We start from the raw sequence: 24,987 nt of genomic DNA, 5'->3' as shown, positions 1-24,987 counted from the left end.
ATGTCCCCGCCACCGAGGACGCGAGGGGTCCGTATGCCGGTTGCACCAGTTCCCCTTTTGTCTGTCTTACTCCCCGTACGGGGGAAATCCACCCGTCAGTTCGGTGACTTCCCTCCGGGTTCTCGTCGCGTTCCCCGTCAGCGCGGCGGTGAACAGCTCGGCGATCCGCGCCATTTCGGGCTCCCGCATGCCCTGGGTCGTCACGGCCGCCGTTCCGAGGCGGATCCCCCGCTGGTCCCCGTACGGCAGGGCGCACGTGTCGAGCACGATCCCGGCCGCGGCGAGCCGGGTGCGGGCGGTGGGCCCGTCGATGCCGAGGCCGACCGGGTCGGCGACGATCAGGTGGGTGTCGGTGCCGCCCGTCGTCACGGCGAAGCCGCAGCCCTCCAGCTCCTGCGCCAGCACCCGCGCGTTGGCCACCACCCGGTGGGCGTACGTGGTGAACGCGGGCGCGGCCGCCTCCCCGAAGGCCACCGCCTTCGCGGCGATCGTGTGCATCTGGGCGCCGCCCTGGGTGAACGGGAACACCGCCCGGTCGATCCGCTCGGCGAACTCGGAGCCGCACAGGATCATCCCGCCGCGCGGGCCCCGCAGCACCTTGTGCGTGGTCGCGCAGACGATGTCCGCGTACGGGACCGGGCTGGGCGCCGCTCCGCCCGCAACCAGCCCGATGGGGTGCGCGGCGTCCGCGATGAGGAAGGCCCCCACCTCGTCGGCGATCTCCCGGAACGCCGCGTACTCGGGGTGGCGCGGGGAGGAGATCGACCCGCACACGATGGCTTTCGGCCGGTGCGTCCGGGCCAGGTTCTGCACCTGGTGGTAGTCGATGAGCCCCGTCTCGGCGTCGACCCCGTAGCCCACGAAGTCGAACCAGCGCCCGGAGAAATTGGCGGGCGAGCCGTGCGTCAGGTGGCCGCCGTACGCGAGCCCCATCGCGAGCACCGTGTCCCCCGGCCTCAGCAGCGCGGCGTACGCGGCCAGGACGGCCGCGGAGCCGGAGTGCGGCTGTACGTTGGCGTGCTCGACGCCGAACAGGGCACAGGCCCGCTCGGCGGCGGCCCGCTCGGCGAGGTCGGCGTACTCGCAGCCGCCGTGGTAGCGGCGGCCCGGATAGCCCTCGGCGTACTTGTTGGCGAGCGCCGAGCCGAGCGCGGCCAGCACGGCGGGCGAGGTGAAGTTCTCGGCGGCGCTCAGCTGCAGGGTGGCGGCCTGCCGCTGCGCCTCACCGGCGAGGACGTCGGCCATCTGGGGGTCCTGCTGCCGCAGCAGGTCCGTGGGCGGGGTGATGACGCTCATGGCGCGACTCCAGTGGGCTGTCCCGGTACCCGCCACTCTAGGACGGCCCGGCCCGTTCCGCCCTGTGAGCCGTCCGCCGGGACCGGGTGCGTCGCCGCGGCCCGGAGCGCGGCCGTGGGGGCCGGGAGGGTCAGCGGGAGGCCGTGACGCCCGTCAGGGCCGTCACCACCGGCTCCAGCGCCTGGTTGATCTCGTCGCCGATCGAGCGGAAGAAGGTGATCGGCGCGCCGTACGGGTCGTACACCTCGTCCGCGTCCGGCGAGGGCGCCAGCAGCCACCCGCGCAGCGCGGCCGCGGCCCGCACCAGGGCGCGGGCCCGCTCGGCCACCCCGTCGTCCAGCGGCGGCAGCGTGGCCGGGTCTATGGCCCGCACCAGCCGGGTGAACTCCTTCAGCGTGAAGGTCCGCAGCCCCGCCGAGTGCCCCATCGAGATGACCTGCGCCCGGTGGTCGCGGGTGGCCGTCAGCACGAGGTCCGCGCGGATCACGTGCTCGTCCAGCAGCTCCCGCCCGGTGAACCCGGAGGCGTCCGCGCCGAAGTCCGCCAGCACGGCCGCCGCGTTGGCCTCCATCGGGGCACCCTCGTGCCCCCAGGTGCCCGCGCTCTCCACGATCAGGCCGCTCGCCGGCAGCCCGCCCAGCCGGTGCGCCAGCGCATGCCGCGTCAGCCGCTCGGTGATGGGTGAACGGCATACGTTGCCGGTGCTGACGTGGAGGATGCGGAAGGTGTCTCCCTGAGCCACCACCGGGTGGTGCCCGCTTGCTATGCCACGCCCCTCAGGGCTCACGGGGCCACCTCAAGGTCGGGTACGACCTCCCGCAGCTGCTCGGCGGTCAGCGCCCCCTCGCGCAGCAGGACGGGAACCTTTCCGGTGACGTCGACGATCGAGGACGGCTGGATGCCCGGCGTCGGGCCGCCGTCCAGGTACACCGACACGGAGTCGCCCAGCATCGTCCGCGCCGCGTCGCAGTCCTCCGGCGCGGGCTGCCCCGACAGGTTCGCCGAGGACACCGCCATCGGGCCGACCTCGGTCAGCAGCTCGATCGCGACGGGGTGCAGGGGCATGCGGACGGCGACGGTGCCGCGGGTCTCGCCCAGGTCCCACGCCAGCGAGGGCTGGTGCTTGGCGACCAGCGTCAGTGCGCCCGGCCAGAAGGCGTCGACGAGCTCCCACGCCTGCTCGGAGAAGTCCGTGACGAGGCCGTGCAGGGTGTTCGGGGAGCCGATGAGCACCGGGACCGGCATGTTGCGGCCGCGCCCCTTGGCGGCGAGCAGGTCACCGACGGCCTCCGCGCTGAAGGCGTCCGCGCCGATCCCGTACAGGGTGTCGGTGGGCAGCACGACGAGCTCGCCGCGGCGCACGGCGGAGGCGGCTTCGCGCAGACCCGTCTTGCGGTCCGTCGCGTCGTTGCAGTCGTATCGCCGGGCCATCAGCGGGACTCCTCGTGCAGCAGGGTGTTCTCGGGCAGGGGTGCGCTCACGGCAGGGCCTTGCGGGCGGTCGCGAAGCGCGGGCGGTTGTTCAGATCGGGATGGTCGGCGGCGTCGGCCCAGCCTCGCTCCTCGGCGAAGATCCACGGGACCTGGCCGCCCTGGGTGTCGGCGTGCTCGATGACGACGATGCCGCCGGGCCGCAGCAGTCGGTGCGCGGTGCGCTCGATGCCGCGGATGGTGTCGAGGCCGTCCTCGCCGGAGAACAGGGCCATCTCCGGATCGTGGTCGCGGGCCTCGGGGGCCACGTACTCCCACTCGGTGAGCGGGATGTACGGCGGGTTCGAGATGACCAGGTCGACCTGGCCGTCCAGCTCGGGCAGCGCGCTGAGCGCATCGCCCTGGTGGACGCTGACCCGGGAGCCCTCGGCGTTCTTGCGGGTCCACCGCAGGGCTTCCTCGGACAGCTCGACCGCGTGTACGCGCGAGCGCGGCACCTCCTGCGCCATGGCCAGCGCGATGGCGCCGGAACCGGTGCACAGGTCGACGATCAGCGGCTCGACGACGTCCATCGCCCGGACGGCGTGTATGGCCCAGTCCACGACCGACTCGGTCTCGGGCCGGGGCACGAAGACCCCCGGCCCGACCTGGAGCTCCAGGTACCGGAAGAAGGCGCGCCCGGTGATGTGCTGCAGCGGTTCGCGCGCCTCGCGCCGGGCGACGGCCTCCCAGTAGCGGGCGTCGAAGTCCGCGTCCTTGACGTGGTGCAGTTCCCCCCGCTTGACGCCGTGCACGAAGGCCGCGAGCTCCTCCGCGTCGAAGCGCGGTGAGGGCACGCCGGCGGCGGCCAGCCGCTGGGTGGCCTGGGCCACCTCGGCAAGCAGCAAGTTCACGCTGGTCCTCCGGGCTGCTGTCGTACGGGGGTGGTGCGGGGGCGGAGCGGGCGGATCAGTTCGCGGCGGCGAGCTTGGCGGCCGAGTCGGTGTCGACGCAGGCCTGGATGATCGGGTCGAGGTCGCCGTCGAGGACCTGGTCCAAGTTGTACGCCTTGAAGCCGGTCCGGTGGTCCGAGATCCGGTTTTCCGGGAAGTTGTACGTACGGATCTTCTCGGAGCGGTCCACGGAGCGCACCTGGCTGCGGCGCACGTCGGAGGCCTCCTGCTCGGCTGCTTCCTGGGCGGCCGCGAGCAGTCGCGAGCGAAGGATACGCATCGCCTGCTCCTTGTTCTGGAGCTGGCTCTTCTCGTTCTGGCAGGAGGCGACCACACCGGTCGGGATGTGCGTGATGCGCACGGCCGAGTCGGTGGTGTTGACGGACTGGCCGCCGGGGCCGGACGAGCGGTAGACGTCGATGCGCAGGTCGTTCGGGTTGATCTCGACCTCGACCTCCTCGGCCTCCGGGGTGACGAGCACGCCCGCGGCGGAGGTGTGGATGCGGCCCTGCGACTCGGTGGCCGGAACGCGCTGGACGCGGTGCACGCCGCCCTCGTACTTCAGGCGGGCCCAGACGCCCTGGCCGGGCTCGGTGGCACCGTTGCCGCCCTTGGTGCGGACGGAGACCTGCACGTCCTTGTAGCCGCCGAGCTCGGACTCGGTGGCGTCGATGATCTCGGTCTTCCAGCCCACCCGCTCGGCGTAGCGCAGGTACATGCGCAGCAGGTCGCCGGCGAAGAGGGCCGACTCGTCGCCGCCCGCGCCCGCCTTGACCTCCAGGAGCACGTCCTTGTCGTCGCTGGGGTCGCGCGGGACCAGCAGCAGGCGGAGCTTCTCGGTGAGCTCCTCGCGCTGCGTGCCCAGCTCCTTGACCTCGGCGGCGAAGTCCGGGTCGTCGACCGCGAACTCCTTCGCGGTCTCGATGTCCTCCCCGGTCTGCTTCCACGCCCGGTAGGTCGCGATGATCGGGGTCAGCTCCGCGTAACGCTTGTTGAGCTTGCGCGCGTTGGCCTGATCGGAGTGGACCGAAGGGTCGGCGAGCTTCTTCTCAAGATCGGCGTGTTCGCCGATCAGTTCCTCGACCGCCTCGAACATCGGGGGCTCCTGGGGTGAAAAGTACGAAAAAGGGCTGCGGGACGACAAAGGCGCCGGTCCGGCTGCCCCCGTGTGGACAGGGTGCAGCCGGGGTCCGGCGCCGGGGGCTCGCTACTTCGAGCCGGCAGCCTTGCCGAAGCGGGCCTCGAAGCGGGCGACGCGGCCACCGGTGTCGAGGATCTTCTGCTTGCCCGTGTAGAACGGGTGGCACTCGGAGCAGACCTCGGCACGGATGGTGCCCTCGGTCAGGGTGCTGCGGGTGGTGAACGACGCGCCACAGGTGCAGCTGACCTGGGTCTCGACGTACTCGGGGTGAACATCGCGCTTCAAGGTGTCTCCTAGATTCGGGAGGGCGCCGGGTCGCAGGAGCCGAATTGCGCACTGCGTGAACCGGGGCCGACAGACCAGTCTGCCAGGACCGGGCTGCCTGTCAAAATTCTGAGGACGATCCCCTCAACCAGGGGGGCTCGGGATCTATTCCGCGGGTCGCGGAGCCGGGCGGGAGCCCGGCGGCGGCCGGGTGCGGGGCCCGGGGAGAGGGCCCCCGGCCGAGGGGCCGCCGGGCCCTAGCGGACGATCTCGCCGGCCTTGCCCTTGTCGCCCATGGAGTTCGCCGTGGCCTCGGCCGGGATCGGCTGCTCGCCCAGCAGCGCGGTCCACACCATCTGGGACTCCTTGGTGAGCGGGACCACCCGGTCGGGGTCCCGGGGGTCGGCGGTCACCGGCAGGGTGATCATCTGCATGTTCTGGGCGTCGATGCCCTGGAGGCTCTGGGCGAAGCCCGCGAGCGCCTTGACGCTGCCGAGCTGGGTGTCGGTGGTGAGCGACTTGGTGGAGGTGTCGGCGAGGTCGAGGAGCCGCTTGGGGTTGTCGAAGACGCCGATGCCCTTGACCTGCTTGATCAGGGCCTTGATGAAGGCCTGCTGGAGCTGTATTCGGCCGAGGTCGCTGCCGTCGCCGACGCTCTTGCGGGTGCGTACGAGACCGAGGGCCTGCTCGCCGTTGAGCTTGTTGGTGCCGGACGGCAGGTCGAGGTGGCTGGAGCCGTCCTTGATCGGCTTGGTGGTCGTCACCTCGACGCCGCCGAGGTTGTCGATGATCTTCTTGAAGCCCGTGAAGTCGACCTCGATGTAGTGGTCCATGCGGATCCCCGACATCTTCTCGACGGTCTTGACGGCGCAGGCCGCCCCGCCGATGGTGAACGACTCGTTGAACATCTGCCGCGGCCCGCCGCGGTCGGTCTTGTTCGAGCCGGTGACCGTGCAGGCGGGGCGGGTGACGAGGGTGTCGCGCGGGATCGATATGACACTGGCCTTCTTGTGGCCCTCGTACAGGTGGACGATCATCGCCGTGTCGGAGCGGGCGGAGCCGCCGTCGTCCTGTCCGTACTCTCCGTTGGCGCCGCCGCGGGAGTCGGAGCCGAGGACGAGGATGTCCATCGAGCCGTTGTCCACGTCCTGGGGGCGGTCGGTGCCGAGGGCCTGGTCGATGTCGACCGTCTTCAGGTTCCCGTTCAGCGAGAAGTAGACGTAGCCGAGGCCCGCTCCGCCGAGGAGGACGACGCCCGCGGCGCTCCACGCGGCGACCACGAGGGCTCTGCGGCGCTTCGCCGGTTTCCGTCGGCGCCGGCCCGCGGCACGTCGGCCCTGGCCGCTGCTGTCCTCGCTCATGCTCTCCTCAGTCCTGCGTGCCGTCTCCGGGCGGTTCCGGCCCGGTGGCCTCCCGCTGTCGCTGACACAGACGGCGGAACGCCCCCTCAGGGTTCCACGGCGCAGGGAGGCCGCCGACGGGTGGCCACGATCGGGCCGGCCGGGCCGGGCCCTCCGCCGCGCCCCCTCCCGCCTGCGGTTTCCCTGCGGGCTCGGGTGGCGGCGTACGCGGGTCGTGCGGCGGCGGGGTGTGGCGAAGCTCGCACCCGTCCGCAACCGCAGGCGCGCCCGCCGCGCACCGTACGCGCATCCGCACGGGGCCGGGGTCCGGACGCGAACGCGGGACCGCCCCCGTCGCGGATGCGGCGGGGGCGGTCCCGGTGGTGCGCTGCGAAGACGGTCAGTCGTCGTTCTTGCCCGACGGAGTCGTCTTGGCGATCTGCATCAGGAACTCGGCGTTCGACTTCGTCTGCTTCATCTTGTCGAGCAGCAGCTCGATCGCCTGCTGCGAGTCGAGCGCGTGCAGCACCCGGCGCAGCTTCCAGACGATGGCGAGCTCCTCGCTGTTGAGGAGGATCTCCTCCTTGCGGGTGCCCGACGGGTCGACGTCGACGGCCGGGAAGATGCGCTTGTCGGCGAGCTTCCGGTCGAGCTTGAGCTCCATGTTGCCGGTGCCCTTGAACTCCTCGAAGATCACCTCGTCCATGCGCGAGCCGGTGTCGACCAGCGCGGTGGCCAGGATGGTCAGCGAGCCGCCGTCCTCGATGTTGCGCGCGGCACCGAAGAAGCGCTTCGGCGGGTACAGCGCGGTCGAGTCGACACCACCGGACAGGATGCGGCCGGAGGCGGGCGCCGCGAGGTTGTACGCGCGGCCCAGACGGGTGATGGAGTCCAGCAGGACGACCACGTCGTGACCGAGCTCGACGAGTCGCTTGGCGCGCTCGATGGCCAGCTCGGCGACGGTGGTGTGGTCCTCGGCCGGGCGGTCGAAGGTCGAGGAGATGACCTCGCCCTTGACCGACCGCTGCATGTCGGTGACCTCTTCCGGACGCTCGTCGACCAGGACGACCATCAGGTGGCACTCGGGGTTGTTGGTGGTGATCGCGTTGGCGATCGCCTGCATGATCATGGTCTTGCCGGTCTTCGGCGGGGCCACGATCAGGCCTCGCTGACCCTTTCCGATCGGCGACACGAGGTCGATGATGCGGGTCGTCAGCACACCCGGGTCGGTCTCCAGGCGGAGCCGGTCCTGCGGGTACAGCGGCGTCAGCTTCTGGAACTCCGGTCGGCCGCGGCCGGATTCGGGCGCCATGCCGTTGACGGAGTCCAGTCGCACGAGGGCGTTGAACTTCTCGCGGCGCTCGCCGTCCTTGGGCTGGCGCACGGCACCGGTGGTGTGGTCGCCCTTGCGCAGGCCGGCCTTGCGGACCTGGGCGAGGGAGACGTACACGTCGTTGGGGCCGGGCAGGTAGCCCGAGGTCCGGATGAACGCGTAGTTGTCGAGGATGTCCAGGATGCCCGCGACGGGGATCAGGACGTCGTCGTCGGCGACCTGCGGCTCGCCCGGCGCGAACTCGTCGCGGCCACGGCGGCCCCGGCGGTCGCGGTAGCGGCCACGACGGCCGCGGCGGCCGCCCTCGTCGTCGAAGTCGTCCTGCGGACCGCTGTCCTGGCGGCCCTGCTGACCCTGCTGGCCCTGGCCCCGGCCGCTCTGCTGGCGGTCCTGGCGGCCCCCGCCCTGACCGCCGCCCTGGCCCTGGCCCGCGGCGGCCTGGCCCTGGTCGTCGGCCTTGGCGCCGCGGTCGCGGCGGTCGCGGCGGTCGCCGCGCTCGGCACGGTCACCGCGGTCACCGCGGTCACCGCGGTCGCGGCGGTCCCGGCGACCGCGGCCCTCGCCGTCCTGGGCGGGCGCGGAGACGGCGGTGGCCGCCTCTGCCTTGAGGTCGGTCTGCGCGGTGGCGGTCGGGGCCGCGGCGGTCTCGGTCTTCTGCTCGACCTGGACGGCCGTGGCGACCGGAGCCGCGGTCTCCGGGCTGCCGGAGGGGGCCGTGGCCCGACGGCGGCGGCGCTCGCCGACCGGGGCGTCGTCGCTGGCCGGCTGGCCCGGAATCTCGATCTGCGCCTGCGCGACAGGCTTCTCGACGGGCGCCTGGGCGGCGGTCTCGCCGGTACGGGCCTTGCTGGTGGCGCGGCGCTTCGGCTTGGCCTCGGCGGCGTCGGCGGTCGGGGCGGCCGTGGCCTTGGGGGCGCTGCCGCCACCCGCCTGGGCCTCCTTGATGACCTCGATCAGCTGGCTCTTGCGCATCCGCGCGGTGCCCCTGATGCCGAGGCCGGACGCGACCTGCTGCAGTTCGGCCAGGACCATGCCCTCAAGGCCGGTGCCGGAGCGGCGACGCCGTCCGGCAGTGGCAGCCGGGGCGCCCGCGGCGGGGGCACTGGTGTCGACATTGGTGTCGGCAGCGCCCATCAGATCGGTGGTGTCGCTCACGAAGGGTCCTTCCCTGGAGCGGACGTCGGCCTGTCTGGCTCGGCGACCGGTTGTGCTGTCCGACAACGGTCCTACGTGTGGACCGTGCCGGGGCGGTGGTCCGCCGGTAGAGATACGGCGGAGAGAAACGTGCATGGTGGTTCCGGCGAGAGGCCCCCGAGCTGGAAGCGTGGGAAGTTCACGCCGATTCCGGAGCGTGCTCGAAACTGCTGGCAGCGATCAAAGCAGTCGGGGAGGCTCCCGGAAGAAAGGTGGTCCCGGATGGGGACACTGAGCACCGAGCCATGGCGGCTTCGGCTGCGCACTTGAGACTAACACTACCGGATCCAATAGATATTCCCCCTCTCAATCACCCGCAATCGCGCCTTCCGCGGGGGCGGCCTGCCCTGGCCGCCCCCAGGCGGTGGACGTGTTTCGGCCACCGCCCGCACTGCGCAGTCCGCGGCCTAACCGGCCGGGGTGCCCAGCGGAAGTACGCTCGCGCCCGCGGCGTCGAGGGCGAGCCGGTTGGCCGCCCATCCCTCACCGGCGAGCTGCGCGACCTTGTCGGCCGCGTCGTTGTCGGCCAGCGCGAGGACCGTGGGGCCCGCGCCGGAGATGACCGCGGGGATGCCGTCCGCCCGCAGTCGGCCCACGAGTGCCACGCTCTCGGGCATCGCGGGGGACCGGTACTCCTGGTGGAGCCGGTCTTCGGTGGCGGGCAGCAGCAACTCGGGACGCCTGGTCAGGGCTTCCACGAGCAGGGCCGCACGGCCCGCGTTGGCGGCCGCGTCCACGTGCGGGACGCTGCGCGGCAGCAGGCCGCGCGCGGTCTCGGTCAGAACGGGCTTGGAGGGCACGAAGACCACCGGAACGATGGAATCGGCGGGCTCCATCCGGATCGCCTTGGCGCTGCCGCCGTCCATCCACGCCAGGGTGAAGCCGCCGAGCAGACAGGCGGCGACGTTGTCGGGGTGGCCCTCGATCTCCGTGGCCAGTTCCAGTACGGCCGCGTCGTCGAGCTTGGCCTCGCCGCCTATGGTCACCGCGCGGGCGGCGACGATGCCGGCGCAGATGGCGGCGGAGGAGGACCCGAGGCCGCGGCCGTGCGGGATGCGGTTGGCGCAGACGACCTCAAGGCCGCGCGGCTGGCCGCCCAGCAGGTCGAAGGTGGTGCGCATGGAGCGTACGAGCAGGTGGCTCTCGTCCCGCGGGAGGGTGTCGGCACCCTCTCCGGCGATGTCGACGTGCAGGCCGGAGTCGGCCACCCGGACGACGACGTCGTCGTAGAGCCCCAGGGCCAGGCCGAGGGCGTCGAAACCCGGGCCGAGGTTGGCACTGCTGGCGGGGACGCGCACCCGTACGGCGGCGGCGCGGAACGCTGGACCGGCCATCGTCCGATGACACTCCTTGTGACTGTGCGAGACGAGGTGTTCGCTGGCTCGCTGCGAATGTACTGGAGAACGTACGACACCCGAAGGCCCTGTGGGCAGCACCACGGTCATATGCGCGGTGGCGGATGTAAGTACAGCCTATCGAAGGAAGGTTCTCTCGCGACATAGGGCGCACAGGAGGCGCACGATGCGTGTCGCTGCCCTTGCTCCGGGGCCGCCGGCCTTTGATGCCGTACGACCCGGGTTGCCGGGTTCCGGAAGGCTCCGGGACCCGGCAACTCAAGGTGGGGCGGTGCGGGCTTGCCCGGTCAGACCAGACCGAGCCGGACGGCCGCGGCCTCGGCGTCCACCGGAACGGTGACCGGCTGCGGAGCGCCGGCGACCGCCCAGTCGGGGTCCTTGAGGCCGTTGCCGGTGACGGTGCATACGATCTTCTGGCCCGGGTCGACCAGTCCCAGCTCGGCGGCCTTGAGCAGGCCCGCCACGGAGGCGGCCGACGCGGGCTCGACGAAGACGCCCTCCTGCGCGGCCAACAGCCGGTAGGCGGCCAGGATCTGGCGGTCCGTCACCTCGTCGATGAAGCCGCCCGACTCGTCACGCGCGGCGAGCGCGTAGCCCCAGGAGGCCGGGTTGCCGATGCGGATCGCGGTGGCGATGGTGTGCGGCTCCTTGACGACCTCGCCGCGCACGATGGGCGCGGACCCGGACGCCTGGAAACCCCACACGCGCGGCGTACGGGAGGCCAGGCCGTCGGCCTTGTACTCCTTGAAGCCCTTCCAGTACGCGGTGATGTTGCCGGCGTTGCCGACGGGCAGCACGTGGATGTCCGGGGCGTCGCCGAGGGCGTCGACGATCTCGAACGCGGCCGTCTTCTGGCCCTCGATGCGGACCGGGTTGACCGAATTGACCAGCGCCACCGGGTAGTTGTCGGACAGCGCGCGGGCGAGGTCCAGGCAGTCGTCGAAGTTGCCGTCCACCTGGAGGATCTTGGCGCCGTGCACCAGCGCCTGGCCCATCTTGCCGAGCGCGATCTTGCCGCGGGGCACGAGGACCGCGGAGACCATCCCGGCGCGCACCGCGTACGCGGCGGCGGAGGCCGAGGTGTTGCCCGTGGAGGCGCAGATGACGGCCTTGGCGCCGTCCTCCTTGGCCTTGGTGATCGCCATCGTCATGCCGCGGTCCTTGAAGGACCCGGTCGGGTTCGCGCCCTCCACCTTGAGGTGCACCTCGCAGCCGGTGCGCTCGGAGAGCACCTGTGCGGGGACGAGGGGAGTGCCGCCTTCGCGGAGCGTGACCACGGGCGTCGCGTCCGTCACCGGCAGGCGGTCCCGGTACTCCTCGATGATGCCGCGCCACTGGTGGGTGCGATTGCTGCTCATGGGTCCTTACTCCCCTTCAACGCGCATGATGCTGGCGACACCGCGGACGGTGTCCAGCTTCCGCAGCGCCTCGACGGTCCCGGAGAGGGCGGCGTCGGGTGCGCGGTGGGTGACGACGACGAGGGAGGCCTCGCCGTCCTTGCCCTGCTGGCGGACGGTGTCGATGGAGACACCGTGCTCCGCGAACGTCGTCGCCACCTGGGCGAGGACGCCCGGCTTGTCGGCCACATCGAGGCTGATGTGGTACCGGGTGACGACGTCGCCCATGGGGCTGACCGGCAGCTGGGTGTACGCCGACTCGCCCGGCCCCGTTGCCTCGGCGAGCTTGTTGCGGCAGACGGCGACGAGGTCGCCCAGGACCGCCGAGGCGGTCGGCGAACCGCCCGCGCCGGGCCCGTAGAACATGAGCCGCCCGGCGGCCTCCGCCTCGACGAAGACGGCGTTGTACGCCTCGCGGACGGAGGAGAGCGGGTGGCTGAGCGGGATCATCGCGGGGTGGACGCGCGCGGTGACGGACTCGCCGTCGGCGGCCCGCTCGCAGATCGCGAGCAGCTTGATGGTGCACCCCATCCGCTTGGCGGAGGCGAAGTCGGCGGCGCTGACCTCGGTCATCCCCTCGCGGTGGACGTCGTCCAGCCGGACCCGGGTGTGGAAGGCGATGCCGGCCAGGATCGCGGCCTTGGCGGCGGCGTCGTAGCCCTCCACGTCGGCGGTCGGGTCGGCCTCGGCGTACCCGAGGGCGGTGGCCTCGTCGAGCGCCTCCTGGTAGCCGGCGCCCGTCGAGTCCATCTTGTCGAGGATGAAGTTGGTCGTGCCGTTGACGATGCCCATCACCCGGTTGATCTTGTCGCCGGCGAGGGACTCGCGCATCGGGCGGACCAGCGGAATGGCGCCGGCCACGGCGGCCTCGTAGTAGAGGTCCAGACCGTGCTGCTCGGCCGCCGCGTGCAGGGCCGCGCCGTCCTGGGCGAGCAGCGCCTTGTTGGCCGAGACGACGGAGATGCCGTGCTCGAAGGCGGTGGTGATCAGGGTGCGGGCGGGCTCGATGCCGCCGATGACCTCGATGGCCACGTCGATGTCGCCGCGTTTGAGGAGCGCGGTCGCATCGGTGGTGACGAGCGCCGGGTCGATGCCCTCGCGGACCTTGGACGGGCGGCGCACGGCCACTCCGGCCAGCTCGACCGGCGCCCCGATCCTGGCCGTCAGATCGTCGGCGTGCGTCGTCATGATGCGCGCCACCTCTGAGCCGACCACTCCACAGCCCAGCAGCGCCACCTTCAGCGGACGCGTACGCATCATTCGACCTACGCCTTTCGATCTTCCAGCTTCACCCGGTACGCGGTATTGCGTTCCAGGTCTGAACCAGTCTCACGCAATGGACAGCAGTTTCCACCTTCGGTCCATTGAGTGAGACACCCATTTTGGGGCTCCGGGGGGCTTCCCCCGGAAACATGGGCGTCATCCGAGGTCGAGACGCAGGAGATCTTCCTCCGTCTCCCGCCGGACGATCACACGGGCCTGGCCGTCGCGCACCGCGACGACGGGCGGGCGCGGCGCGTGGTTGTAGTTGCTGGCCATGGAGCGGCAGTACGCCCCGGTGGCCGGCACGGCGAGGAGGTCACCCGGGGCCAGGTCGGCCGGCAGGAAGGCGTCCTTGACGACGATGTCGCCGCTCTCGCAGTGCTTGCCGACGACGCGGACGAGCATCGGCTCGGCGTCGGAGACGCGGGAGACGAGGGTCACGGCGTACTCGGCGTCGTAGAGGGCGGTGCGGATGTTGTCCGACATGCCGCCGTCGACCGACACGTACGTGCGCAGCCCCTCCAGCGGCTTGATCGTCCCCACCTCGTAGAGGGTGAAGGCGGTGGGCCCGACGATGGCCCGCCCGGGCTCGACGGAGATGCGGGGCGCCCGCAGACCGGCGGACTCGCACTCGCGGGCGACGATCTCGTGCAGGGCCTTGGCGATCTCGTGCGGCTCGCGCGGGTCGTCGGCGGGGGTGTACGCGATGCCGAGGCCGCCGCCGAGGTCGATCTCGGGCAGCTCGACGCCGTGCTCGTCGCGTACGGCGGCCAGCAGCTGCACGACCCGCTTCGCGGACACCTCGAAGCCGGCCATGTCGAAGATCTGCGAACCGATGTGGGAGTGGACGCCGAGCAGCTCCAGGCTGTCGTGCCCCAGCGCCCGGCGCACGGCCTCGGCGGCGGAGCCGTCGGCGACGGCGATGCCGAACTTCTGGTCCTCGTGGGCGGTGGCGATGAACTCGTGGGTGTGCGCCTCGACGCCGACCGTGACGCGGATCTGCACGGGCTGGCGGACCCCCAGCTCGCGGGCGATGTGCGCGACGCGGGCGATCTCCTGGAAGGAGTCGAGCACGATGCGCCCGACCCCGGCCTCGACCGCGCGGGTGATCTCGGAAACGGACTTGTTGTTCCCGTGGAAGGCGATCCGCGCGGCCGGCATCCCGGCGGCGAGCGCGGTGGTGAGCTCTCCCCCCGAACACACGTCGAGGTTGAGCCCTTCCTCCCGGAGCCACTTCACGACGGCCTTGGAGAGGAACGCCTTCCCGGCGTAGAACACGTCGGCGTCGGGTCCGAACGCGTGCGCCCAGGCCCGGCAGCGCTCCCGGAAGTCCTCTTCGTCGAGGAAGTACGCGGGCGTCCCGAACTCCTCGGCGAGCCGGGTGACCTCGACCCCGCCGACGGTGACGACCCCGTCACCGTTGCGGGTGACGGTCCGGGCCCAGACCTTCTCGTCGAGCGCGTTCAGGTCGGCGGGCGGCGGGGCGTAGTGGCCCTCGGGCAGGACGTCGGCGTGGCGGGGCCCGGCGGGGTGGGCGGAACGGCTCATCGGTATCTCTCTTCGCAAATCACAGGCAGTCGGGTGCATCCATGCCGAGCAGGGCCAGGCCGCCGGCCAGCACCGTCCCGGCGGCTTCGGCAAGAGCCAGCCGGGCGCGGTGGGCGGCCGAGGGTTTCTCGTCGCCGAGGGGCAGGACGCGGTACTGGAAGTCGAGCAGCGCATCGGCGGTCACGACGAGGTGCCGCGCGAGCTTCTCCGGCGCGCGGTGGTGCGCGGCGGCTTCGAGCACGAGGGGGTGGTCGGCGAGGGCGCGCACCAGCTCGGGGGCGTCGTCGGCGGCGACATCGCCGGGCTCGCCCGCGAACCCCAGCCGGGCGGCGTTGCGCACCAGCGCGCGGCTGCGGGCGTGGGCGTAGCGGACGCGGAAGAACTCGCTGTCCTCGCCCTGGACGAGCAGCTGCGGGGAGAACGCGGGGGTCTCCCGGGCCGGCACGCACAGCATGGCCCAGGCGGCGGCGTCCGCGCCGTAGCGGGCGACGACGTCCGCGTCGCGCCGGGCCACGGGGGCGACCCGCAGTTCCGTTTCGGCGGGGCGGAGCCCCTGGCTCCGCGCGATCCTCTCCACGGCCTCGCCCACCACCCGCGCCCGCAGCTCGCCGTCGGGGGCGTACCCGTACCGCAGTCCCCGGGCCTGCACCTCGCGTACGAGCTCGGCGGCGGAGCGCTGCGCGAGCACGAAGTTCAGGAAGCCGGCGCCGGTGATCTCGACCCGCTCGATACCGGGCTCACCGCCGAGCCGCCGGGCCAGCACGAGGGCCACGTCGCGGGGTTGCCGCCCGGCACTCCTCGCCACCTGGAAGGCCACGGGGGTGGCGTACTCCCCCACTCCCCCGGGCCTGGTCCGCTCGACGACCACCCGCTCGGGCACACCCGCCGCGGCGGGCAGCTCCCCGTCCTCCACGGCGCAGCGCACGGCGCGTACGACGGTACGGGAGAGGTCCACGGGGGTCACAGGCCCAGCCTAGGGGAGAAGCCCTGGCAACCCGCGAACGGTTTCGCCATGTGAACAGGGAGGACGGGGGCGGTGGTGGTGCCGGCGGGGGCGGGGGGCCGGTGGTGACGCCGGCGGGGGCGGGGAACAGCCGGGGTGGGCTCCGGCCTCTTACCCCCGGCCGCTGCCCGCGGGGGCGCCCTTCCGCTCCTTCCGGTCCTTCCGCTCGACCAGCCGCCGTACGACCCGCACCAGCTCGGCCGGCTCGAACGGCTTGGCGAGGAAGGCATCCACCCCGGCGGCGATCCCCGACTCCACCTCGTGCTGCGTACAGGCGCTCACGATGGCGACGGGCAGATGCCGCGTCCGCGGATCGGCCCGCAGCTGCGCGGCCGCCCCGAACCCGTCCAGTCGGGGCATGACCACGTCAAGGGTGACCACGTCGGGACGCACGCGGTGGACGACGTCCAGGCACTCGGCACCATCGTTCGCGGTCACCACCTCGAAGCCCTCCAGCTCGAGGTTGACCTTGATCAGCTGCCGGATGACCTTGTTGTCGTCGACAACAAGCACCCGGCCCGAGGCGCCTGGCACAACTCGAGAGTAGGTCCGCCTAAGCCCCCGCGTCCGGGTTTTTGCCACTTCCACCCCGTCCGGGCGACCCACCCCCCACCCACCCGCAAAAGGGGTTCCTGATCACCCCGCGGAAGCTGGTAGTGTTCAACCCGTCGCCGCACCGCGAACGACACGCCCCCGTAGCTCAGGGGATAGAGCAACGGCCTCCGGAGCCGTGTGCGCAGGTTCGAATCCTGCCGGGGGCACTCCAGCAGACACAGCGCGATCACGCCGCTGACCAGCTGAAGTGCCAAGCATGAAGGCCCGAACTCAGTCCCACTGAGTCCGGGCCTTTGTCGTTGTCACGCTCTGATCGCGACAGACCTGCGATGGACGCCCGGTCGGCTCGGTGAAGGGCCGGGGCGACGCGGCGGGGTGTCAGCCGGACGGACAGTCATGGCGTGCGGGCCCCGGGGCGCGCGGACAGACTGATCTCATGCCCGTCAAGGCGCGGCGGCCGCCACCGGCCCCTCCCCAGAGGTCGTTCCTGGACAAGGCGGCGTACGTCGCGGCGCCCGGAACCGTCGTCCTCGGGCTGCTCTACTACTTCGGCAACCAGTACAACGAGGCCTACTACCGCGCGTTCGGCGTCCCGCCCAGCGACCTGCCCATCTCCGTTCAGGCCGTTCTCGCGCGCAGCCCGCAGGCCGTCTTCTTCCCGGTCTGGGTGCTGCTCGTCTGCGGGCTCGCCGTCCTGCTCGTACTGGGCTGGCTCGGGCACGCCTTGGCCCGCCCGGAGAACGAGGGGCGGCGGCGCACGGCGTACCGCGCGCTGCTGGCGGTGGGCCTGCTCCTGGGGGTGGTCGGGGGCTACCCCGTGTTCTTCCGGGATGACCTGCTCGCCTTCCTGCCCGCGGGCTGGCCGCGCGGGCTGCTGCCCACTCTCGTGGTGGCCCTGGGAGCCAGCCTGGCCTTCTTCGCCATTCAGGTGCGCCTCGGGCAGCACCGTTCCGGGTGGCGCAACCCTCAGGTCCGCGACGCCGACCGGCTGTGGCTCGTCGCCGGGGCCTTGCTCCTGGGGCTGCTGACATTGAGCCTGTTCTCCGGCGTCTCCCGGTACGCGGCGATGGCGGGCGAGGCGCAAGCAAGGGCGGATGCGAACGGGGGCATGAAGCGGAGCCCGGCCGTGGAGGTCCTTTCGCGCCTGCCGCTGGTCCACCATGCCAAGGACATCGACTTCAAGGACTTGGGTGCCAGGGCCGGGCCTTACCGATACCAGTACAGAAACTTTCGCCTCCTGGTGAAGACCCCGACCCGCTTCTACCTCGTCCCCTACTACGGGGGGTACGAGAACACCGTGACCGTCGTGCTCCCGGACGACGACGGCACGGTCCGGGTGCAGATGAAGGGCTCTGTCAGGTGAGCCCGGGCTCGGGTGTGGAGGTCCCGGTCTCGTCGGGGGTTTCCGGGGTCTCACCGGGCTCCGACGTCGGGGGCTCGGGAGTCGTCTCCGGCGCGGCTTCGACGGCCTCCCCGGTCAGAGTCACCGAGAACACGGGCCCCTCGGCGGTCGGAGCGGTGACCGTCCCCGTCCACGTGCCGGGTTCGTGGGCGATGTGGCTGACCTGCACGCTGCACGTCTCCTGGGGCTGAAGGGTGACGCCGGTGCAGCCGTCCCGGACGATCGAGAGCTCCCCGCTCTCGGCGGTGGGCTTCAGCGGCTGAACGGTCAGAGGAACCTGCTGGTCGTTGGCGAGCTCCATGGTGCCTTGCGTCGGCTCGTCCAGCTGCGCCCTCGGCAAGGATGCCGTCGTGCCACCGCCGGAGCCTGCGTCGCTGCCGGGGAAGACCTTGCCCAGGTCCTCGTCCGCCGACTCGGTGGGGGACGTTCCGGTGTCCGTGTCCGTGTCCGTGTCGGTGGTCGTGGTGTCGGGGGGCTGGACGGGCTCGTCGTCGGATCCGCCGCACGCCGTCGCCGTCATGGTCAGGGCTGTCAGCAGTGCCACCGCGACGAAGCCGCGTCTGATGTCCGGCATCACGGTGTCGGTCCCTCCGCTCCGGCTCGGGTGGGGTGCCCAACGTCGCACAGCGGCGCGATGCAAGGGCGGAACCGGCGCGATGACACTGCGTCATCACACGTGCGGCGGTGTCACTGGCCCCTGACGGGGCGGCCGTCCGGGGGCTTCGAGGGGCTGAGGCGGCCTGTGTGAGGTGGGGTGGCAGCATGGGGGGATGGCGACACGGGACGGTGGGACCGCGCAGGCGTGGGAAGCGCTGGGTGGGGCGGGCGGGTTGGCGGAGCGGGTGGGCTACCGGGGCGGGAGTGGGCTGGAGAGTCCGCTGCCCGTACGGGAGTTGGCGCGGGCCGCCGTGGGGGTGTGCGGGCTCGCGGCGGCCGAGTTGGCTGCCGTACGGGCCGGGGGGACGGCGCTGGACGCGGCTCCTGTGGTGGTGGACGAGGGGGCGGTGGCCACGGCGTTCGTCAGTGAGCGGCACCTGCGCGTGGAGGATCGGGCGCCGGTCGCCTTCGCGCCGCTGTCGGGGTTCTGGCGGGCGGCTGACGGGTGGGTGCGGACCCACGCCAACTATCCCCACCACGAGGCGGCCCTGGTACGGGCGCTCGGTGTGGCCGCGTCCCCGGAGGCGGTACGGGAGGCACTGGCGCGGCGGAGCGCCGTGGAGGCGCAGGAGCTGGTGTACGCGGAGGGCGGGCTGGCGGTCGCCGTCGCGCAGGAGTACGGGGAGCCGCAGCCGCTGGTGGAGTGGGTCCGTCGGCCGGATCCGGGGCGCGGGCGGGTGCTGGGCCCCGGGGAGCCGGGGGAGCCGCCTGCGACGGGGGTACGGGTCCTGGACCTGACCCGGGTCATCGCCGGCCCGGTCGCCACCCGCACGCTCGGACTGCTCGGGGCGGACGTGCTGCGGATCGACCCGCCCGGGCTGCCGGAGGCGGACGACGCGTACGCGGACACCGGCTTCGGGAAGCGGTCGGCGCTGCTGGACCTCGCGCGGGCGGACGACCGGGCGGTGCTGGAGGGGCTGCTCGCCGAGGCCGACGTGGTGGTGTCGGGGTACCGGCCGGGGGCGCTGGCACGGTACGGGCTGGGCTCGGAGGAGCTGCTGGAGCGGTGGCCGGGGCTGGTGGTGGCGGAGCTGTGCGCGTGGGGATGGCGCGGGCCGTGGGCGGGGCGGCGCGGCTTCGACTCGCTGGTGCAGGCGGGGTACGGGATCGCCGCGCGGTGCGCAGGGGCGGAGGGTGAGCCGGGGGTGCTGCCGGCGCAGGCACTGGACCACGGCACGGGGTACCTGGTGGCGGCGGGAGTACTGCGGGCGCTGGCGGACGGGGGCGGGTGCGCGCTGCGGTTCTCCCTCGCGGGGACGGCGTCGTGGCTGGTCCGGGACGTCCCGAGGGCCGGTGCGGAGGTATCGAAGCCGGGGCCGGGGTATGACCCGGAGCCGTGGCTGCGGGAGGGGAACTCGGGGTACGGGAAGCTGCGCTACGCGGCCAGCCCCTTCGGGGACTGGCTGCGGGGGCCGTCACGGTGGGGGACGGACCCCGCGGCGTGGCTCCGCCGGTAGCCCCGGCCCCCGCCGACCACCCCCGGCGATCGCCCCGGACCCCGCGGCCGGGCTGCGCCGGTAGGTTCGGGCCTCGCTGCCCGGCCCGCCGCCCGGCTCCGCCCGTAGACCCGATCTCCGCCGACTGACCCGGGCGGTCGCCTCGGACCCCGCGGGGGCAGGCGGCGCCGGTGGGTTCGGGTCCCGCCGGCCGGCCCGCCGCCCGGCCCCCTGTAGCCCGGACTTCGCCGTTTGGCTCCGCCGCCGGGCCCGGGGCCGGGTGGCTCGCTCCCCCGGCCGGGGCAGGCAGGCTGCGCGGTGCGGGAACGGCCGCGGGGGGTGCCGTTTCGGCACCCCCCGGCGGGACGTTGAGGGCGAGGAAAGCGGAGGGACTAGTTTCAGTGGAGTGAGAAGGAAGTCCGTCCATGGCCTCGCCGAGGCTCACGCTAGCAGTCAGGCGGGGATCACGTCGCGCAGGTTTTCCGGGGTGAAGATCCGGGAATCGGGGTGCAGTCCCTCCGGGCGGTCCAGGCCGATGTAGGTGACGGGGCCGTCCGGGAGCGTCGTGCCGTCCCACAGGGTGGTGGCCGTGGCGCGGTCGGCCATCATGTCCGTGAGGTGCCGGACCGTGAGGTGGTCGCGCTCGACGAGGCCGCGTACGAGCGTGGCGACCGACACCCGGTTGCCCTCGACACGGTTCGCGTCCGGGTGGCCCTGGAGGTACAGGTGGAGCCACTTGGCGCGCCAGCGGCCGTCGTTCCCGCGCAGGAACACCAACGGGAGGGCGACCTTGCCCGGCCCGCGCAGCTCCGACTTCATGCGTACGGTGCGCGGCTCGAAGGGGCGGCCCTGCTGCTCGGCGTCGCGCAGCATGAAGCCGAAGAACGACTCCTCGACCTCCTCGAAGCCCTCCCCCGCGTAGATGTTGACCTGGGGGACGATGAACGCGCCGCGCACGGCGTCCAGGCGCAGGTTGATGAACTCCGAGGCGCCGTCCGGCGCGTCGGTGATGTCGCCGGAGTGCTCACCCCCGACCTCCGTGAGGGCCGTGTACGACAGCCAGGAGACGGTCCGGTACGAGGCGTCCAGCATCAGCGCCGACAGGTCGTAGTCGGTGCGGCGGCTCGTCTGCTTCCAGTGCACGAAGAACCGCAGCAGTTCGCCGTCGACCGGGGAGAGGGAGCCGCGGGGCAGCACGCCGAGGCCGGCGGCCGTCGCCCTGCCGCTGAGCGGCAGCGCCACGTCGAGGACGTCGGGGTCGATCAGCAGATGCCCGGGCTCCGGGAGGCGGCGGCGCGTCTCGGCGTCCACGGCCGCGATCAGGCGCTCGCTCTCGGGCGGCGGTACGGGTGCGCGGGTGTCGGCGGCGACCCAGGCACGGCCGAAGCGGTTGACGAAGACGCGGCGCGCGCCGGTCTCCCGGGTGCGGTGGTGGAAGTGCTCGCGGACCGACAGCAGGACCCGCCCGGCGACCTGCGGGGCGGCCCGCTCGGCGGCGGCCACGACGGCGTCGCGCTCCTCCTGGGTGGGGCAGGCCCGCAGCAGCCGGTCCAGGGAGCGCAGCAGCCGGCCCGGGGCGGCCGCCAGCAGCCGCAGGGCCCCGGAGACGTCCTTCGCGCCGAGCAGTTCCTCAAGGCGGCTGTCGAAGGACCGGGCCTCCTTCTCGCCGCGGGCCACGGCGAACACGTCGGCGGCGTGGGGCCACCGCGGGTACTCGTGCGGGTGGAGCCGCTCGCCGAGGCGCTTGAACATCTCGCGGTGCGCGGTGACGTCGGCGAGCTTGGCGGGGACCGCCGCCACGAGGGAGTCGAGGCCGGCGAGCAGGGCGCGGCGGACCGGCCGGGTCAGTGAGCGGAACCGGGTCGGCTCCACGAGGGTCACGTCGCCGCCGGACAGCGCGCAGGCCAGGCGGAGCACGTCGGTGACGGTGTCCAGCAGGAGGTCCGCGCCGGCGTCGAGGCGGGCGAGGTTGACGACCGCGCGGGTCTCGCGGACCGGGATCGCCGCGGGCTGGGGGCCGTCGACGCAGTACTCGGCGAGGGTGCGCAGATCGCGCAGGCCCTCCTCGCCGAGCGGGGTGCTGCTGCCCGCGAGGGCCAGGTACAGGGCGGTGGCCTCGTCGTGCGGGGTACCGCCCGGGTGGAGGACCGTCATGCGGTCGCCGGCTGCGGCGATCAGCTCGTCGTGGGCGGCGAGCACTTCGGCGTACGGGTGCTGGTAAGTGCCGTACGAGGGGAGGGTGAGCAGGTCGACCACACCGGTGTGCAGCTGCGCGAGGGTGCTGTCGCGGGAGGCGTCGTCGGCGAGCGCCTCGGTGATGCACCGCGTCCAGAAGTCGAACGTGTCGGGCACGTTGGCGGGGAAGTCGACGAAGTAGACGTTGTGCCGGACGTGGTCACCGGCCATCGCGCGGACGGTGTCCAGCGTGTGCGCGGCGGTGTCGATGACCGTCTCCTCGGCCAGCCCCGACAGGCGCTCCAGGAGGGCCGCCGAGAGCTTGAAGCCCACCGACATCAGCGCGGCGTCGAACTGCCGTGCTGCGACGGCGCCTTGCCCGGCGGGTCCGGAGGGGACGGGCAGGCGGAGGGTGTGCCGGATGACCAGGGGTTCGAGGCGGTGGACCATCCGGGCATGCTTCCAGAGGTGTTCGAGCCGGTGCACGCGGTTTTCGTACGCGCGGCGCGGGCGCGGGGTGTGCGCCGGCGGCCTCGGGCAGGGCGGTCGCAGGCCGTCAGGGGAGGTGGCCGGTGAGCCAGGCGGTGGCCAGGGCGGAGACCTCCGTGAGGGCGCCCGGTTCCTCGAACAGGTGGGTCGCGCCCTCGACGACGTCCAGCCGGTTCTCGCAGCGGAGTTGGGCCTGGGCCTCGCGGTTGAGGGTGAGGACGAGGTCGTCGTCACCGCCCACGATGAGGAGGGTGGGGGCGCGGACCGCGGCCAGGTGGGGGGCCGCGAGGTCCGGGCGGCCGCCTCGGGAGACCACCGCGTAGACCGGGGAGTCGGGGGCTGCGGCCGCTGTCAGGGCTGCGGCGGCTCCGGTGCTCGCGCCGAAGTAGGCCACGGGGGCGTCCGTGCGGGTGCGGAGCCAGGCGGTGGCGGCAGAGAGGCGCGCCGCCAGGGTCTCGATGTCGAAGACGTGGGCCCGGCTCGCCTCCTCGGCCGGGGTGAGCAGGTCGAAGAGCAGAGTGCCCAGGCCGGCGCGGTTCAGGGCCTCGGCCACCGCGCGGTTGCGCGGGCTGTGGCGGCTGCTGCCCGAGCCGTGGGCGAACATCACCACCGCCCGGGCGTGCGGGGGTGTGGTCAGGTCGCCGGGGAGGGTGAGGGCTGCGCCTTCGACCGACACCGCTTCCGTCACGGCCCCTTCGCCCGGTACCGCTCCCTCTTCCGGCACCGCTCCTTCGTCGGGTACCGCTCCTTCTTCCGGCACCGCTCCTTCGTCGGGTACCGCTCCTTGTTCCGTCACTGCTCCGGCCTCCCTTCCGCCGTCGGGGGACCTGCTGCGGCCCGGGCCAGCAGGGCCACCACCTCCTCGTCGGGGGTCTGGGAGAAGTCCTGGTACCACTGGCCGACCGCAGAGAAGTCGCTCGGCGTCGCCAGGCAGACCACCTCGTCCGCCGCCGCACCGACCCGGGCCACCGCATCGGGCGGGGCCACCGGGGCCGCCATCACCACGCGGGCCGCGCCCTGCGCCCGTACGACCTGGCAGGCAGCGGCGGCAGTGGCGCCCGTCGCGATGCCGTCGTCCACCACGATCGCGGTACGCGAGGCCAGTTCCACGCGGGGCCGACCGGCGCGGAAGCGGGCCGCGCGGCGGGTGAGCTCCGTCTGCTCGGCCTCCTCGACCGAGGCGATGGCCTGGGCACTGATCCGGCCGCGCCGGACGATGTCCTCGCTGATCACCCGTACGCCGCCCTCCCCGATCGCGCCGAAGGCCAGCTCGCGCTGGTACGGCACGCCGAGCTTGCGGACGACGACCACGTCGAGCGGGGCGTGCAGGGCCTCGGCCACCTCGAAGGCCACCGGGACCCCGCCCCGGGGCAGGCCGAGCACCACCGGGTTCTCCGGCGCGTACTTGCGCAGTGCCGTGGCCAGTCTTCGTCCCGCGTCCTCGCGGTCGGTGAAGAACACGTGGTTCCACCTCGGTGCAGGAGCGTTGAGCCTTCTCCTACGAAACAACCTCTGCCGCGGCCGTTGCGCAAGTCGGGTCCGGTGGACCGTACGAGGGAGGGGGGTCGGGGTCTGTGGGTTTTGGGGGGTGGGTAGGGGTGGCAAGCGTGCGTAGGTTGGGCGAGAGGCCGCAATTGCGCCGCTGACCTGGTGCTTTGCGGCGGGCTCTGACGACGAGGATGGGGCAGCGCGATGCGTGAGCTGGTGGAGACGGCGCGGCAGTGGGTGGCCGAGGGGCGGGTGGGCTTCCTGGCCAGGCCGGTGGCCGAGCAGGGGTTCGGGCCGCGGGACCCCGCCGGGGCCCTGCTCCTGGATGCGCGGGTCGGGGCGTGCGAGGGGGACCTGTACCGGGGGGTCTTCGACGCCGAGCTGCTGGCCGAGGCCGGGGCGTGGGAGCCGGGGGCGACGGCGCGGGTGTGCGAGGTCTCGGTCGGGGCCGACGGGGCCGCCGAGGCGCGGCTGACCTGTGGCGGCCGGGCGGAGATCCTGCTGCAGCCGCTGGCCTCCGTCCCGGCGCAGTGGTGGGAGCTGCTCGGGGAGGGGGTCGGGGTGGCTCTGGTGACCCGGCTCAACGAGCGGGCCGACCGGGCCGTGAGCGAGGTCGTACGGGCCGTCGACGCGCCCGGGAACGACGCCGAGCGCCGGGCCGGTGAGCTGCTGGCCACCCGCCGGCCCGGCCGCGACGCGCTGTACGGGGATTCCGGGCTGGTGCTGGTGGAGGCGTACCCGTCGGCGCCGTACGTGCTGATCGGCGGGGGCGGCGAACTCGCCGACCTCATCGCGGCGCAGGTCCGGCTGCTGGGCTGGACGAGCGCGACGGTGGCCGACGCCGGGGAGGCGGAGGAACTGCTGGAGGCGCGGCGCGACGCCGCCTGCCTGGTGATGCTGAGCCACGACCCGGAGTTCGACGTCCCGACGCTGCGGACCGCTCTGGCCCTCGGGATCCCGTACGTCGGCGCCCTCGGCTCCCGCAAGACCACCGCGCGGCGGCGGGAGGGGCTGATCGCCGCCGGGGCGGGCGAAGCGGAGCTGGCGCGGGTGCACGGGCCGATCGGGCTGGACCTGGGGGCCAGGACTCCTGCGGAGACGGCGTTGGCGATCTGCGCGGAGGTCTTGGCGGTGCTCGGGGGGTACGAGATGCGGGCCCTGCGGGACTCGGACGGGCCGCTCCGGTAGAGCCGGGCGCCGGCCGCCGCCGGCCGCCGCCGCCGGCGGCGCGGGCGGGGGGGGGGGGGGCCCCCCCGCGCCCGCGCCCGGGGCCGCGGTCGGCGGGGGCG

The 24,987-nt window shown here is 73.0% G+C and carries 19 protein-coding genes, 1 tRNA gene and 1 pseudogene; 4 read left to right on the top strand and 17 right to left on the bottom strand.

Features of this window, described 5'->3' with window-relative positions; all coding sequences use genetic code 11:
• Positions 1-66 precede the first annotated feature (66 nt).
• The 14 genes from glyA to AB0B01_RS09405 all read right to left on the bottom strand — a co-directional run bounded on the left by glyA (position 67) and on the right by AB0B01_RS09405 (position 16,102).
• Positions 67-1,296, bottom strand: coding sequence for a serine hydroxymethyltransferase (gene glyA, locus AB0B01_RS09470; RefSeq protein WP_361714840.1), 1,230 nt, complete (start codon positions 1,294-1,296; stop codon positions 67-69).
• A gap of 130 nt (positions 1,297-1,426) precedes the next feature.
• A complete protein-coding gene (locus AB0B01_RS09465) occupies positions 1,427-2,083 on the bottom strand; it encodes a protein-tyrosine-phosphatase (protein ID WP_361714838.1) in 657 nt (218 codons plus the stop codon).
• A complete protein-coding gene (locus AB0B01_RS09460; RefSeq protein WP_361714835.1) occupies positions 2,080-2,727 on the bottom strand; it encodes an L-threonylcarbamoyladenylate synthase in 648 nt (215 codons plus the stop codon). The genes AB0B01_RS09465 and AB0B01_RS09460 overlap by 4 nt, the downstream gene beginning before the upstream one ends.
• A 46-nt stretch (positions 2,728-2,773) precedes the next feature.
• The gene (gene prmC, locus AB0B01_RS09455) at positions 2,774-3,619 is read right to left on the bottom strand and encodes a peptide chain release factor N(5)-glutamine methyltransferase (RefSeq protein ID WP_361714832.1); all 846 of its coding nucleotides are present in this window, start codon (positions 3,617-3,619) and stop codon (positions 2,774-2,776) included.
• Between the two features lie 55 nt (positions 3,620-3,674).
• Complete coding sequence (prfA, locus tag AB0B01_RS09450) at positions 3,675-4,754, bottom strand: peptide chain release factor 1 (protein ID WP_361714829.1); 1,080 nt, start codon at positions 4,752-4,754, stop codon at positions 3,675-3,677.
• 111 nt (positions 4,755-4,865) lie between these two features.
• Positions 4,866-5,084 (bottom strand): 50S ribosomal protein L31, encoded by a 219-nt coding sequence (gene rpmE / locus AB0B01_RS09445; RefSeq protein ID WP_030153765.1) that lies wholly within the window; start codon positions 5,082-5,084, stop codon positions 4,866-4,868.
• A 236-nt stretch (positions 5,085-5,320) separates the two neighbouring features.
• Positions 5,321-6,424 (bottom strand): LCP family protein, encoded by a 1,104-nt coding sequence (locus AB0B01_RS09440; RefSeq protein ID WP_361714826.1) that lies wholly within the window; start codon positions 6,422-6,424, stop codon positions 5,321-5,323.
• Between the two features lie 379 nt (positions 6,425-6,803).
• Complete coding sequence (gene rho / locus AB0B01_RS09435; RefSeq protein WP_361714823.1) at positions 6,804-8,891, bottom strand: transcription termination factor Rho; 2,088 nt, start codon at positions 8,889-8,891, stop codon at positions 6,804-6,806.
• A gap of 446 nt (positions 8,892-9,337) precedes the next feature.
• Positions 9,338-10,264, bottom strand: a complete 927-nt coding sequence (gene thrB / locus AB0B01_RS09430; protein ID WP_361714820.1) for a homoserine kinase — start codon at positions 10,262-10,264, stop codon at positions 9,338-9,340.
• A gap of 308 nt (positions 10,265-10,572) precedes the next feature.
• Complete coding sequence (thrC, locus tag AB0B01_RS09425) at positions 10,573-11,643, bottom strand: threonine synthase (protein ID WP_361714817.1); 1,071 nt, start codon at positions 11,641-11,643, stop codon at positions 10,573-10,575.
• Between the two features lie 6 nt (positions 11,644-11,649).
• On the bottom strand, positions 11,650-12,939 hold the full coding sequence (locus AB0B01_RS09420; protein WP_361715058.1) for a homoserine dehydrogenase: 1,290 nt from the start codon (positions 12,937-12,939) through the stop codon (positions 11,650-11,652).
• A gap of 162 nt (positions 12,940-13,101) precedes the next feature.
• Positions 13,102-14,493, bottom strand: coding sequence for a diaminopimelate decarboxylase (gene lysA / locus AB0B01_RS09415; RefSeq protein ID WP_361714814.1), 1,392 nt, complete (start codon positions 14,491-14,493; stop codon positions 13,102-13,104).
• Between the two features lie 19 nt (positions 14,494-14,512).
• On the bottom strand, positions 14,513-15,457 hold the full coding sequence (gene nrtL, locus AB0B01_RS09410; RefSeq protein WP_361714812.1) for an ArgS-related anticodon-binding protein NrtL: 945 nt from the start codon (positions 15,455-15,457) through the stop codon (positions 14,513-14,515).
• Positions 15,458-15,607: 150 nt separating this feature from the next.
• Entirely contained in the window at positions 15,608-16,102 is a 495-nt protein-coding gene (locus AB0B01_RS09405; RefSeq protein ID WP_361714809.1) for a response regulator, read from the bottom strand.
• An 83-nt stretch (positions 16,103-16,185) separates the two neighbouring features.
• Between AB0B01_RS09405 and AB0B01_RS09400 the strand changes: the two genes are divergently transcribed.
• Positions 16,186-16,257: transfer RNA gene (locus AB0B01_RS09400), tRNA-Arg, on the top strand.
• 230 nt (positions 16,258-16,487) lie between these two features.
• Entirely contained in the window at positions 16,488-17,414 is a 927-nt protein-coding gene (locus tag AB0B01_RS09395) for a hypothetical protein (protein WP_361714806.1), read from the top strand.
• Here the strand turns inward: AB0B01_RS09395 and AB0B01_RS09390 are convergent.
• On the bottom strand, positions 17,407-18,027 hold the full coding sequence (locus tag AB0B01_RS09390) for a hypothetical protein (RefSeq protein WP_361714803.1): 621 nt from the start codon (positions 18,025-18,027) through the stop codon (positions 17,407-17,409). The genes AB0B01_RS09395 and AB0B01_RS09390 overlap by 8 nt on opposite strands.
• 196 nt (positions 18,028-18,223) lie before the next feature.
• Between AB0B01_RS09390 and AB0B01_RS09385 the strand changes: the two genes are divergently transcribed.
• A complete protein-coding gene (locus tag AB0B01_RS09385; protein ID WP_361714800.1) occupies positions 18,224-19,567 on the top strand; it encodes a CoA transferase in 1,344 nt (447 codons plus the stop codon).
• 432 nt (positions 19,568-19,999) lie between these two features.
• Here AB0B01_RS09385 and AB0B01_RS09380 read toward each other — a convergent pair whose 3' ends face one another.
• Both AB0B01_RS09380 and AB0B01_RS09375 read right to left on the bottom strand, forming a co-directional pair.
• Complete coding sequence (locus tag AB0B01_RS09380; protein ID WP_361715055.1) at positions 20,000-22,171, bottom strand: TerD family protein; 2,172 nt, start codon at positions 22,169-22,171, stop codon at positions 20,000-20,002.
• A gap of 106 nt (positions 22,172-22,277) precedes the next feature.
• Positions 22,278-23,671 (bottom strand): annotated as a pseudogene (locus AB0B01_RS09375) (alpha/beta fold hydrolase).
• A 231-nt stretch (positions 23,672-23,902) separates the two neighbouring features.
• Between AB0B01_RS09375 and AB0B01_RS09370 the strand changes: the two are divergent.
• Positions 23,903-24,886: an XdhC family protein gene (locus AB0B01_RS09370; RefSeq protein WP_361714798.1), complete on the top strand. Its 984-nt coding sequence runs from the start codon at positions 23,903-23,905 to the stop codon at positions 24,884-24,886.
• The last annotated feature ends 101 nt before the right edge of the window (positions 24,887-24,987 follow it).

Source organism: Streptomyces sp. NPDC044571 (assembly GCF_040647115.1).
GTDB lineage: Bacteria > Actinomycetota > Actinomycetes > Streptomycetales > Streptomycetaceae > Streptomyces.
This window is presented reverse-complemented; position numbering and strand designations above follow the sequence as displayed.

Coding starts and splice junctions, on each gene's coding strand:
- glyA (WP_361714840.1), bottom strand. CDS start 1,296: ATGAGCGTCATCACCCCGCCCACGGACCTGCTGCGGCAGCAGGACCCC.
- AB0B01_RS09460 (WP_361714835.1), bottom strand. CDS start 2,727: ATGGCCCGGCGATACGACTGCAACGACGCGACGGACCGCAAGACGGGT.
- prfA (WP_361714829.1), bottom strand. CDS start 4,754: ATGTTCGAGGCGGTCGAGGAACTGATCGGCGAACACGCCGATCTTGAG.
- AB0B01_RS09440 (WP_361714826.1), bottom strand. CDS start 6,424: ATGAGCGAGGACAGCAGCGGCCAGGGCCGACGTGCCGCGGGCCGGCGC.
- thrB (WP_361714820.1), bottom strand. CDS start 10,264: ATGGCCGGTCCAGCGTTCCGCGCCGCCGCCGTACGGGTGCGCGTCCCC.
- thrC (WP_361714817.1), bottom strand. CDS start 11,643: ATGAGCAGCAATCGCACCCACCAGTGGCGCGGCATCATCGAGGAGTAC.
- AB0B01_RS09420 (WP_361715058.1), bottom strand. CDS start 12,939: ATGCGTACGCGTCCGCTGAAGGTGGCGCTGCTGGGCTGTGGAGTGGTC.
- lysA (WP_361714814.1), bottom strand. CDS start 14,493: ATGAGCCGTTCCGCCCACCCCGCCGGGCCCCGCCACGCCGACGTCCTG.
- AB0B01_RS09395 (WP_361714806.1), top strand. CDS start 16,488: ATGCCCGTCAAGGCGCGGCGGCCGCCACCGGCCCCTCCCCAGAGGTCG.
- AB0B01_RS09390 (WP_361714803.1), bottom strand. CDS start 18,027: ATGCCGGACATCAGACGCGGCTTCGTCGCGGTGGCACTGCTGACAGCC.
- AB0B01_RS09385 (WP_361714800.1), top strand. CDS start 18,224: ATGGCGACACGGGACGGTGGGACCGCGCAGGCGTGGGAAGCGCTGGGT.
- AB0B01_RS09380 (WP_361715055.1), bottom strand. CDS start 22,171: ATGGTCCACCGCCTCGAACCCCTGGTCATCCGGCACACCCTCCGCCTG.
- AB0B01_RS09370 (WP_361714798.1), top strand. CDS start 23,903: ATGCGTGAGCTGGTGGAGACGGCGCGGCAGTGGGTGGCCGAGGGGCGG.